We start from the raw sequence: 12,291 nt of genomic DNA on the forward strand, positions 1-12,291 counted from the left end.
TGAGTTGGTCGGAAAATAACTTTCGCGGGCGGGGAATCAACCGTCAAATGCGGGAATCAACCGTCCCAGTGAGAAATCAACCATCCTCAGCAGGATATCAACCATCGCGGGCGAGGAATCAACCATCAAAATGCAGTAATCAACCATCCTCGGCCGGGGAATCAACCGTCAAATGTGGAAATCAACCGTCCCAGTGAGGAATCGACCATCCTCGGCAGGGTATCAACCTTCGCGGGCGAGGAATCAACCTTCAAATGTGGGAATCAACCGTCCCAATGAGGAATCAACCATCCTCGGCCGGGTATCAACCTTCGCGGGCGGGGAATCAACCGTCAAAATGCAGTAATCAACCATCCTCAGCAAGATATCAACCTTCGCAGGTAACAAATCAATAAAAATAACACTCAATAGGTGAGCCTATGAGTGCTGGAGAATTATGCGCCAAGGGCGGTTTCTATTTCTTTTGTAATAGTTTCCGGCTTTGTTTGCGGTGCAAACCGGTTAATAACTTCACCTTCCCGATTCACGAGGAATTTTGTGAAGTTCCACTTGATTTGTTTTGTTACCATGCCTTTCGCTTGGCTCGTCAGATAAACAAATAAAGGATGGGCGTGTTCACCTTTTACATCCACTTTGCTGAACATGGGGAAGTTCACTCCGTAATGTTTCCGGCAAAAATTGGATATTTCAGCATCGGAACCGGGATCCTGGTTATGAAATTGATTGCATGGGAAACCGAGTACTTCAAACCCCTGATCTTTATATTTATCATATAATTTCTGAAGTCCGTCAAGCTGGGGTGTGAATCCGCATTCACTGGCAGTATTCACAATAAGAAGTACCTTACCTTCATATTCGGCCATTGATTTCAAGTCACCGAGGATTGTCATAGCGGAAAATTCATGGACACTGATAGGAATCATCCTCCTTTATCCAAATAATAGCAATTTTAGTGTATATGTGTCAAAGGGGGATAATATTATTACTGTAATAATATTAATTTTCTTAAAACTTGAATCCCAGCCCGATAAAAGGTAAAATACTAAATAAAACGTTTTCTTAATCTTGTACAGTCGGAGGAAAACGTCTTCATTTAGGATGAAGCACGCTGTTCTATCGACAGCATGTTTCCTATAAAATTTTATAAAAGGGGGAGTTTATTTTGAAAAAGAGAACTCTGATTTCATTTATTTTAGTTCTTGCTATTGGCATGATCCTAAGTGCATGCGGCGAAAGTGGCAAAGGTTCCGGTTCCTCGGGTGGTGGCGACAAAGGCGAAACTACTAATCTGACAATGGGAACAGGAAGTGTCGGTGGAGTTTATTACCCGCTTGGCGGTGAAATGGCTAATCTTTGGAAAGACAATATTGATGTCAAAGGATTTGACGTCAGTTCCGTTGAATCTGGTGCATCTGTGGAAAACATTGCAAAAATCCAGGCTGGTAAATATCAGCTCGGGATTGCACAAAACACCACAATGGTAAATGCTGTTAATCAGCAAGGTGAATTCGACGGGAAGGAAATCAACAAAGTTGGTGTTATTGGTTCCCTTTATCCGGAAGCACTTCAAGTTGTTACACTTGAATCTACCGGAATTGACTCCATCGAGGATTTGAAGGGCAAAAAGGTTGCTATCGGACCTCCAGGTGGCGCTACCCGTGAGGCAGCAGAACTTGTACTGAGAGCCTATGGGATTGAAAAAGGTGACTTTACGGCATACGAGGAAGGCTTTGGCGATGCCAAAAGTAAACTGCAGAATGGTACCATTGATGCTTCATTTGCAGTTGTAGGTGTTCCATCTTCAACAACAAACGAACTTGCCAGTGCATCCGGAGAAGTTAAATTCCTTAACATTGAAGGGAAGGCATTGGACAAGATAGTGGAAAAAAGTAAGTATGAGGCATATACAGTGAAACCAGGAACGTATGACTGGCAGAAAGAGCCGGTTCAAACCATCACAGCAATGGCGTTATTGCTTGCATCCACTGATCAGGTAAGTGAAGACCTTGGTTATAAACTGACCAAAACACTATACGAGAAATCCGGCAATATGACAATCGCTCAGGCAAAGCTAATAACAAAAGATGGTGCTTTAACCGGTGTCAGCGATGATTTGCCACTGCATCCTGGTGCTGAAAAATACTTTAAAGAGATCGGTCTAATTGAGTAAATGGGGGAACCGGACAACGTTGTCCGGTTCTTTCTCCTCAATATCCGGGAAAGTCAGATAGGAGGGGAAAGAATGACTATGCAAGATACACAACAAATTGACAAAGACGAACTAATGGCGAAGTACGACAAGGAAAGTGCTTTTCGGACAAATCTTGGACCATGGGGCTGGATAACACTGATTTTAGGTGGCGCACTGACGATTTTTCAACTTTATACAGCACTCCGCGGTGCATATGTTTCAATGATTCAGGGAGCAATCCATCTTGGATCGGCACTATGTCTTGTTTACTTGCTTTATCCCATAAAGTCTTCCATGACAACACGAAGAGGGGTTCCGTGGTATGATGCAATTCTTGCAATTGCCGCGCTGCTTTCAAACTTTTACATTGTGTTTAACTATGAACGTCTGATTAACGACGCGATTATTTTTGGCTTTACTGCATTAGATCAGATTGTAGCAACGATAGGTATCATTTTATTACTTGAAGCAACGAGGCGTGTTGTTGGATTGCCTATTGTAATCATTGCAATTATAGCACTACTTTATGGATTATTTGGTGCATATATTCCTTTTATCGGCCATGCAGGCTATGATTGGCCGTCATTGGCAACTGAAACATTCTTCAGTTCCAGTTCTATTTTTGGTATTCCAATTCAAATTTCATCCACTTATATCTATCTTTTCCTATTCTTCGGGGTAATGTTGGTAAAAACCAATATTGGACAGTTTTTTAATGATATTGCTTTGCGTTTGACAGGGAGATATACAGGTGGTACGGCGAAGGCAGCTGTTGCCGCGAGTGGCCTGCAAGGAATGGTAAGCGGCAGTTCAGTAGCCAATACAGTGGGGTCCGGCTCGTTCACGATTCCGATGATGAAAAATGCGGGTTTTAAACCGCATTTCGCTGCAGCAACTGAGGCATCGGCATCAACAGGTGGACAGATTATGCCGCCAATTATGGGTGCTGCTGCATTTATTATGGCGTCATACACTGGTGTCGCGTACAACGATATTATCGTAATTGCAATTATTCCGGCGGTTCTCTATTTCTCTGGTGTGTTTATGGGAACGCACTTTGAAGCGAGGAGACTGGGTATTCTTGGTTTGGCCAAAGATCAGCTGCCGAAACTGAAAAATCTTGCCAAACGACTCGATCTTTTTGCGCCGCTCGTTTTGATTATAGGTATGCTGCTGATCGGTTTCACGCCGACATATGCGGCATTGTATGCGATCGGTGCAGCATTTATTATAAGCTTTTTCCGGAAAGATACGAGAATGTCCTTTAAGGAAATCATTAAAATTCTGGAGGAAGGTGCCCGGACAGCATTGCCTGTAATCGCAGCCTGTGCTACGGCAGGTATTATTGCAGGTACAGTAACGACTACAGGGCTAGGGCCAAAGATCGCAGGTGGAATCATTGATCTGGCACAGGGACAATTTTTCCTTGTCATGTTCTTTACGATGATTGCTTGTATTATTCTTGGCATGGGGCTGCCGACAACTGCAAACTATGTTGTTACCGCAACAATGGCAGCACCCGCATTATTGGCATTTGACGTTCCGGTAATTGCCGTTCATATGTTTGTATTCTATTTCGGAATTGTCGCGGATATCACACCGCCAGTTTGTTTAGCTGCATACGCCGGTGCAGGTATTGCGGGGGCAAATCCGATGAAAGCGGGTGTAACTGCAGTTAAACTGGCGATTGCAGCATTTATCATCCCATATATGTTCTTGTCGCAGCCGATTCTGCTTCTGCAAGGTGATGCCAACGTGGTAAACGTTTCAATTGCCGTCGTAACTGCCATGCTTGGGATGGCAGCCATCAGCTCCAGTATGATTGGTTACTTCGTCAGCAATTTAAGCTGGATTGAACGGATCATTTTAATTGTGGGCGGGTTAATGCTCGTATACCCGCATCTCATATTCTCATTGATTGGTTTGGCGTTGTTTGCAGTGATTACTGTCATTCAGTTCACGAAAGGAAAGCCAGACAAGTTAAAAGAGCAAACTTCCTAAAAAATGGGCAGGCGATATATCGCCTGCCCATTACCTTTATGCTTCCTGTTTCACTTTTTCTTTTTCAATCACTTTCAATCTGCGCTGGATTTCCTCTTCGGAAAGTTCGTGTTCCTTCACATACATGTTCCGCGGACTGATCCTGCACTCATGAGAGCAGCCCCGCAAGTATTTATGCTCATTTTCCTCGGAGCAGATCATTTGTCTGTTGCATTCAGGGTTTGCGCAGTTGACGTAACGTTCGCACGGTTGTCCGTCAAAGTAATCTTCACCGACGATAACGTGTTCTTTTTTGTTGATTGGTACGGATATCCGCTCGTCAAACACATAGCATTGTCCATCCCATAGCTCGCCTTGCACTTCCGGGTCTTTACCATATGTGACGATTCCGCCATGCAATTGACCGACATCTTCAAAGCCTTCTTTAAGCAGCCATCCGGAAAATTTTTCACAGCGGATTCCGCCGGTACAATACGTTAGAATGCGTTTGCCTTCAACAAGGTCCTTGTTTTTCTCCACCCATTCAGGCAGATCCCGGAATGCCTCAATATCCGGACGAATCGCACCGCGAAAATGCCCAAGATCATATTCGTAATCGTTGCGTGCATCAAGGACGACAGTATTTTCATCCTGCATTGCCTCAAAGAATTCCTTTGGTTCATAATACTGCCCTGTCGTTTGATTTGGATTGATATCATTTTCCAGACGAAGGGAAACTAATTCATTACGTGGTCGCACGTGCATTTTTTTAAATGCATGACCATCATGTGGATCAATCTTAAACACCATGTCCGCAAAACGCGGATCATTGTGCATGCTTTCCATATATTTATTGGTCTGTTCTACTGTACCGGAAACAGTGCCATTGATTCCTTCATGTGCTACAAGAATTCGTCCCTTCAGTTCAAGATCATTGCAGAATTGCAGATGCTCACTGGCATATTCAGCCGGATCTTCGATAAAGGCATACTTGTAGTACAGTAAAACCTGATATTCATTGTTGTGTGTCATTTTGTTACCACCTGTCATTCATATTTGCAAGATATCAATGTATGGCAGTCGATATTTATTTACAATCTTGCAAGAAAATATTTTATCATGTTTTGCGTGTTTTAGCCAATTGTAATTCATTATAGTTAATTTGACCCAACTTTGAATTTTTTATAAAATCTGTTGACTTTTCAGTTTTCGCATCGTAAAATGTTTGGCAACAAGTTAATCACAATTTATCTTATCCAGAGAGGTGGAGGGATGGGCCCATCGAAACCTCGGCAACAGGCTGTGCAGTACTGTGCCAAATCCTACAAGCGAAATGCTTGAAAGATAAGAAGAATGAAGTTTTTAATTCTATCTCTTCTTAATCTTGAAGGGATTTTTTTATTTTCCAACCCTTAAACTGGATTGACAATGTGTGACAGCTTGAAACAGGGAAATTGTCATGCAAGAAAGGCGCCATTTATTGTATAAAGACGATTTATAAGTCATGATGATTCCGTTTCTCTGTAGGAAATTCTACAAATACAGGGGTGGTTTTCGTGAATGAAGAAAGGGAAGTTGAGTCAATCATTCAACAAATTACCGAGACGTTAAAGAAGTTACGGTATGGTTCAATTGTAATTACTGTACATGATGGAGAAGTTACACAAATAGACACAACAGAGAAGCAACGTTTTTCATTAACAGGAAAGCACCGCAAACAAAAAAGATAATATATTGCCCATTAGACAACTAAAGGCATCCTTTTATTCGGTTTAAAAACTGTTTAATTGTGGTGTTTTTTTAGTAGGTAATGAAAAATCACTGTCTGTCAGGAGGGAGAAGATGACAACGCAAACGGTCACATACCGCGATTTTACTGGTGACCCATTTAAAGACTTAAGCCCTTCAGATGATACAAAAGGTGCCTCAAGGATTTTACAGTGGGCTTATGATTCATATGGGGATTCTATAGTTTATGCATGTAGTTTTGGTGCGGAGGGAGTTGTTTTAATTGATTTAATTTCCAAGGTGAAACCAGAAGCGGAGATAATTTTTCTGGATACGGAGATTCACTTTCAAGAAACTTATGATCTTATTGACAAAATAAGAAATAAATATCCGGAGCTTCATATCCGAATGAAAAAGCCTGAATTAACGTTGGATAAGCAAGCTGAAAAATATGGTTCTGCCCTTTGGGAGCGTGATCCTAATCAATGTTGTTTCATCCGAAAAATTAAACCACTTGAAGAAGCATTAACAGGGAAACCAGCATGGATTTCAGGCCTTCGAAGGGAGCAATCTCTTTTTCGCAGTAAAACAGATTTTGTTAATAAGGACGACCGATTTAAGTCAATTAAAGTTTGTCCGTTAATTCACTGGACATGGGAAGATGTCTGGGCGTATATACAGGAAAATGAAATACCGTACAATGAGTTGCACAATCAGGGGTATCCGAGTATTGGCTGTATCCCATGTACACATTCAGTCACAGATTCCGAGGATCCTCGTGCAGGCAGATGGACTGGTTTTAATAAAACAGAGTGTGGAATGCATACTGCAGGATCGAATTCAAATTAAATATGAGCAGTCAACTAATAATTTTTTTAAGCGTATGCCTTTTGACTTGCTTCTGAATTCCCTCCAGTCAGCATTGGGGGTATAAAAAATACCATTAACCCAAGTAATTTTATCAATTTAGGGTTAATTAATCCACTTTGCGTTTCCGGATCAACAGTGATATCGGGGAACTAAAAATGGCAAGAGGAGGTTATTGTATGTCAGGAAAGGTTTGATGAATCATATAAGTTTTCAAAACAACAGTTCATAGAGCTTGTACTATAAAAAAATTTTCCAATGTGAGGTGGATATCTTTGGAGTTATTAGTAACAAATAGTCCTTTTAATCAGGAACAGGCAGATAGTCTTAACATTCTGCTGCCGACATTGACGGAGGCACAAAGAACTTGGTTGAGCGGATACTTAGCTGTACCACAACCTGCAGGCCCGACAATAGCAGTTGATCCTGCTGTACAGAATGCCTCCGGTAGCTCTCCCCAAAATGTTGTTAAGGCTGTTTCAAGGGATGTAACAATACTATTTGGATCAGAGACTGGAAATGGGCAAACATTGGCAGAGGAATTCGTGCAGAAATTGGAAAAACTGGATTTAAACGTAACAATTGCTGCGATGGATGATTTTAAACCGAAAGAGTTAAAGAAAGTTCAGGATTTATTCATTGTGTCAGCGACCCACGGGGAAGGGGATCCGCCTGATAATGCTCTCTCATTCTATGAATTCCTGCACAGTAGAAAAGCCCCCAAACTGAAAGGTGTAAGGTTTTCAGTACTTTCACTGGGTGATGAGTCCTATGAGTTTTTCTGTCAAGCTGGTAAAGATTTTGACAACCGTTTGGAGGAATTGGGTGGAGAAAGAATCCACCCACGGGTTGATTGCGATTTAGATTACGATGAAAATGCAGCAAAATGGTTTGAAGGTGTGTTAGGAGTATTGCGTGAAACTCAGGGAGTTAATACCGTCAATGCTTCTGCCCGGATGGGTCAGACAACAGCTGAAACACTGACAGCGGAACAACCTAATTATTCAAGAACAAATCCATATCATGCCGAAGTCCTGGAAAATTTAAACTTGAATGGTTGTGGTTCGAATAAAGAAACGCGCCACATTGAACTTTCACTCGAAGGATCGAATTTAAGCTTTGAACCCGGTGATAGTTTAGGAATCGCACCTAAAAATGATCCGAATCTTGTTGAAGAATTGATTGGTGAGTTGAATTGGGACCCGGAAGAAAGTGTTCCGATTAATAAACAGGGTGAAGTTCTTGCATTGCGTGAGGCTCTGCTATCCAATTTTGAAATAACGGTATTAACGAAGCCATTATTGGAAAAGGCAGCAAAACTTTTTCAAAATGATGAATTGAAAAAGCTTGTTGAGGCGGGAAAAGATGAAATAAATGCATATCTTGAAGGCAGGGATTTGCTTGATTTAGTGAAGGAGTTTCCACCTGAAAATGTGGGTCCTGAAGAATTTATACAGCTTCTAAGAAAGATTCCGGCTCGCTTATACTCAATTGCGAGCAGTTATCAAGCGAATCCGGATGAGGTACACCTAACAATTGGGACGGTTGCTTATCAAGCTCATGGCAGGGATCGGACTGGCGTTTGTTCCGGACAATGTTCGCAACGAATACAACCTGGCGATACATTGCCAATTTATATTCAACGCAACCGAAATTTTAATTTTCCTCCTGATGCTGAAACACCAGTTATCATGGTAGGTCCTGGTACAGGTGTAGCGCCATTCCGATCGTTCCTTGAAGAACGGGAGGAGACAGAAGTAACAGGGAAAACCTGGTTATTTTATGGTGACCAACACTTTGCAACAGACTTTCTCTATCAGCTTGAATGGCAGAATTGGCTGAAAGATGGGGTGTTAACTAAATTTGATGTTGCGTTTTCTCGTGATACTCCTGAAAAAGTATATGTACAGCATCGAATGCTGGAACATAGCAAGGAGCTTTACCAATGGATTACAGAAGGCGCCCATGTGTATGTGTGCGGCGATGAGAAACATATGGCAGCAGATGTTCACAATGCTTTAATAACAATCATAGAGCAAGAGGGCAATATAAGTCGTGAAGAAGCGGAGAGTTATTTGAAAGAGATTCGGAAACAGAAACGTTATCAGCGTGATGTGTATTAAATCAATGTAACTTTTTTAAAAAAAGAAAGGGGCTTAAACATGACAGACAGTAAGTTTTACGAGCAAGAAGGACCGCCAAGTGATCTTGAACATATAAAAAAAGATAGTAATTACTTAAGAGGAACAATTGCCGAAGGGCTGAATGACCAGATTACCGGGGCAATTTCTGATGACGATACGAAGTTGCTGAAGTTCCATGGAAGCTACCAACAAGATGACCGGGATGTACGTAATGAACGAAGGCGTAAAAAGCTGGAACCGGCATATCAATTCATGGTTCGTGTGCGTGCTCCTGGTGGTGTAACGACACCGGAACAATGGCTTGTTATTGATGATATATCCCAAAAATATGGCAATCAAACACTGAAGTTGACGACCCGGCAGTCATTTCAATTGCACGGTATTCTGAAGTGGAACCTGAAGAACACATTTCAGGAAGTGAATGAAGTATTAATGAGTACTCTTGCAGCCTGTGGTGATGTAAACCGGAATGTAATGTGCAATCCAAATCCTTATCAATCGGAAGTCCACAGGGAGGTTTATGAATGGGCTGAAAAATTGAGTGAGCACTTTTCACCACAGACAAATGCATACCATGAGATTTGGCTGGATGGTGATAAAGTAGTGGATAGTCGGGATAAAGGCGAGGTTGAACCCATATATGGGTCATATTATTTACCAAGAAAATTCAAAATCGGTATAGCTGTACCGCCTTCCAACGATATTGATGTCTTTTCCCATGATTTAGGATTGATTGCGATATTGGAAGAAGGACAACTGAAGGGTTTCAACATTGCCGTCGGAGGAGGGATGGGAATGACCCACGGGGATACGAAAACCTATCCACAGTTAGCCCGGGTCATTGGATTCTGCCCAACGGATAAGATTTTGGACGCAGCAGCAAAAGTAGTATCAATTCAGCGGGATTATGGTAACCGTTCAGATCGAATGAATGCACGATTCAAGTACACGATTGATGCCAGAGGGCTTGAGTGGGTTAAAAAAGAACTGAACGAACGATTAGGATGGAGACTGGAAGAAGCTCGTCCATATCAGTTTGACCATAATGGTGACCGCCTTGGTTGGGTGAAGGGTGATGGTAAATGGCATCTTACGCTTTTCATTCAAAATGGCCGGGTCAAGGATTTTGAAGATTACAAGCTCCAGACAGGACTAAGGGAAATTGCCAAAATTCACACTGGAGATTTTCGACTTACCCCAAATCAAAACGTGATTATCGCAAATGTAACGGATCAAAACAAGCAAAAAATTGTTGAATTGGCAGAAGAATACGGACTTACTGAAGGAAAACACCATTCGGCATTAAAGAGAAATTCCATGGCTTGTGTAGCCTTCCCGACATGCGGGCTGGCGATGGCTGAATCAGAACGCTATCTTCCTTTATTGGTGAACAAGATTGAAGACATACTGGATGAAGCAGGGTTACGTGATGAGGAGATTGTGATTCGCATGTCAGGATGCCCTAATGGATGTTCACGTCCCGGATTGGCTGAAATCGCCTTTATAGGTAAGGCGCCTGGGAAATATAATATGTATCTTGGCGGGAGCTTCACTGGTGAACGTTTGAACAAGCTTTATCGAGAGAATATTGGAGAAGAAGAAATATTGGAAACCCTTCGTTCAATGCTGATTCAGTATGCTAAGGAGCGGCGGGATGGTGAACACTTCGGTGACTATGTCATACGTGCCGGTTTTGTGGAAGAGGTACATTCCGGACTTGATTTTCACACGACAAACGCTGTCAAAAATTAATTAATTTTTGACAGTAAATGTAAAGGCAGCTAAAGGATAAGCTGATTATACCAGTTAATTTGAGGTGCAACGAGGAGGTAATATATTGGGAAAAGTATATTTAGTTGGAGCTGGTCCCGGTGATCCCGATTTGATCACAGTTAAAGGGTTGAAAGCAATACAACATGCAGATCTTATTTTATATGATCGACTAATTAATGAAGAATTATTAAACTTTGCGGCTAAATCAGCGGAATTAATTTTTTGTGGAAAGCGTCCCAATCATCACTCTCTAACGCAGGACAGAATAAATCACATACTCTGCAAATTTGCCAAGCAGGGAAAAGTTGTAACTAGACTAAAAGGTGGTGATCCCTTTATTTTCGGGAGAGGAGGCGAAGAGGCGGAAACATTGAAACAAAACGGGATTTCATTTGAAATTGTCCCTGGCATTACTTCCGGTTCAGCAGCCCCTGCTTATGCGGGAATTCCATTAACCCATCGGAATTATAGTTCGTCGGTTGCTTTTATCTCCGGCGTAAGTAAAACCGGACAAAATGATGAAACCAACTGGAAACATCTTGCACAAGGAGTTGATACACTTTGTGTATACATGGGTGTTGGTCAGCTTCCCTTTATATGTGAAAGTTTAATCCGCCATGGCCGTAATTCGAGTACGCCAATCGCCCTGGTACATTGGGGAACAACCCAAAGACAGCAGACAGTGGTTGGAACACTGAAGAATATTGTGGAGAAGTCCCATTCAATCAAGAATCCGTCCATGATTATTATAGGAGAGGTTGTACGGCTGCGGGAAAAAATTCAATGGTTTGAGCAGAATGCGTTGGAAGAATCCGTCGCTGCACACGCCGTTACTGGGTGATAAGGGGGGGAGCGTATGCAAGGTATTTTATATGTCAGTCATGGAAGTCGGATTTCAGAAGCAACTTCTGAAGCAGTTTCCTGTATCACTTCAGTACAAAAAAAGGTTGATATTGCGCTTCAGCAAATTTGCTTTTTAGAGCTGGCTGATCCGAACGTCATGCAGGGGATTGACCAATTAGCAGATAAAGGGGCAACAAGGATTGCCATTGTACCTGTTTTGCTTTTAAGTGCTGGACACTATTATACGGATATTCCTGAAGAAGTAAGACGAGCAAAATGGAAATACCCCCATATTTTATTTACTTATGGTCGGCCTTTGGGTGTACAGAACCGCTTTATAAACGTGTTGGAAAAGCGGATAGAGGAAACGAATATACCGATAAGTCCCGATGCAAAGATATTGCTTGTAGGTCGCGGCAGTCGTAATCCCCAAACGAAAAAGGACATCGAATGCATTGGGAAAAAGCTTCAACGGGAAACGAATGCCAACCGTGTTAATGTCTGTTTTTTAGCTGCCTGTGAACCTTCATTTGAAGAAGCGTTACAGTCATCACTGGATCATGAGGAGTCGCCAATAATCATCGTTCCCTATTTATGGTTTACAGGAATACTTATGCAGTTTCTGCAAAAAACAGCAAAGAATACTAATGGCCGCGTTGTGTTATGTCAGCAGCTTGGTGATCATCCGGCAATGAAAAAGGCGCTGGAAGAGAAAGTGTATGAGTCTTTTGACATTCGGAGTGCAACAAAAATTTAATCTGAATA

Annotated in this window: 10 protein-coding genes and 1 riboswitch; of the genes, 8 read left to right on the top strand and 2 right to left on the bottom strand. The window is 42.0% G+C overall.

All coding sequences use genetic code 11. The features are described 5' to 3' along the window. Positions 1-434: 434 nt before the first annotated feature. Positions 435-914: a glutathione peroxidase gene (locus tag B1K71_RS01930; protein WP_175631813.1), complete on the bottom strand. Its 480-nt coding sequence runs from the start codon at positions 912-914 to the stop codon at positions 435-437. A 248-nt stretch (positions 915-1,162) separates the two neighbouring features. Between B1K71_RS01930 and B1K71_RS01935 the strand changes: the two genes are divergently transcribed. Further along, positions 1,163-2,170 carry a TAXI family TRAP transporter solute-binding subunit gene (locus B1K71_RS01935; RefSeq protein WP_077324331.1) on the top strand — a complete coding sequence of 336 codons (1,008 nt, stop codon included), beginning with the start codon at positions 1,163-1,165 and terminating at the stop codon, positions 2,168-2,170. A gap of 72 nt (positions 2,171-2,242) precedes the next feature. Continuing rightward, positions 2,243-4,192 carry a TRAP transporter permease gene (locus B1K71_RS01940; protein WP_077324332.1) on the top strand — a complete coding sequence of 650 codons (1,950 nt, stop codon included), beginning with the start codon at positions 2,243-2,245 and terminating at the stop codon, positions 4,190-4,192. A gap of 36 nt (positions 4,193-4,228) precedes the next feature. On the opposite strand, the gene B1K71_RS01945 is transcribed toward B1K71_RS01940, so the two are convergent. Next, on the bottom strand, positions 4,229-5,203 hold the full coding sequence (locus B1K71_RS01945; RefSeq protein ID WP_077324333.1) for an oxygen-dependent tRNA uridine(34) hydroxylase TrhO: 975 nt from the start codon (positions 5,201-5,203) through the stop codon (positions 4,229-4,231). 217 nt (positions 5,204-5,420) lie between these two features. Further along, positions 5,421-5,522, top strand: a riboswitch (SAM riboswitch). A gap of 205 nt (positions 5,523-5,727) precedes the next feature. Here B1K71_RS01945 and B1K71_RS01950 point away from each other — a divergent pair. The 6 genes from B1K71_RS01950 to B1K71_RS01975 all read left to right on the top strand — a co-directional run bounded on the left by B1K71_RS01950 (position 5,728) and on the right by B1K71_RS01975 (position 12,283). Next, entirely contained in the window at positions 5,728-5,901 is a 174-nt protein-coding gene (locus B1K71_RS01950) for a YezD family protein (RefSeq protein WP_245799126.1), read from the top strand. Between the two features lie 112 nt (positions 5,902-6,013). Next, entirely contained in the window at positions 6,014-6,748 is a 735-nt protein-coding gene (locus B1K71_RS01955; protein WP_077324335.1) for a phosphoadenylyl-sulfate reductase, read from the top strand. 293 nt (positions 6,749-7,041) lie between these two features. Further along, complete coding sequence (locus B1K71_RS01960) at positions 7,042-8,889, top strand: assimilatory sulfite reductase (NADPH) flavoprotein subunit (protein WP_077324336.1); 1,848 nt, start codon at positions 7,042-7,044, stop codon at positions 8,887-8,889. Positions 8,890-8,928: 39 nt separating this feature from the next. Beyond that, positions 8,929-10,662 (top strand): assimilatory sulfite reductase (NADPH) hemoprotein subunit, encoded by a 1,734-nt coding sequence (gene cysI / locus B1K71_RS01965; protein WP_077324337.1) that lies wholly within the window; start codon positions 8,929-8,931, stop codon positions 10,660-10,662. Positions 10,663-10,747: 85 nt separating this feature from the next. Continuing rightward, positions 10,748-11,524, top strand: coding sequence for a uroporphyrinogen-III C-methyltransferase (gene cobA / locus B1K71_RS01970; RefSeq protein WP_077324338.1), 777 nt, complete (start codon positions 10,748-10,750; stop codon positions 11,522-11,524). A gap of 15 nt (positions 11,525-11,539) precedes the next feature. Next, positions 11,540-12,283 carry a sirohydrochlorin chelatase gene (locus B1K71_RS01975; RefSeq protein ID WP_077324339.1) on the top strand — a complete coding sequence of 248 codons (744 nt, stop codon included), beginning with the start codon at positions 11,540-11,542 and terminating at the stop codon, positions 12,281-12,283. The last annotated feature ends 8 nt before the right edge of the window (positions 12,284-12,291 follow it).

The sequence above is a fragment of the Virgibacillus siamensis genome (assembly GCF_900162695.1).
In the GTDB taxonomy this organism is placed as follows: Bacteria; Bacillota; Bacilli; order Bacillales; family Amphibacillaceae; genus Lentibacillus; species Lentibacillus siamensis_A.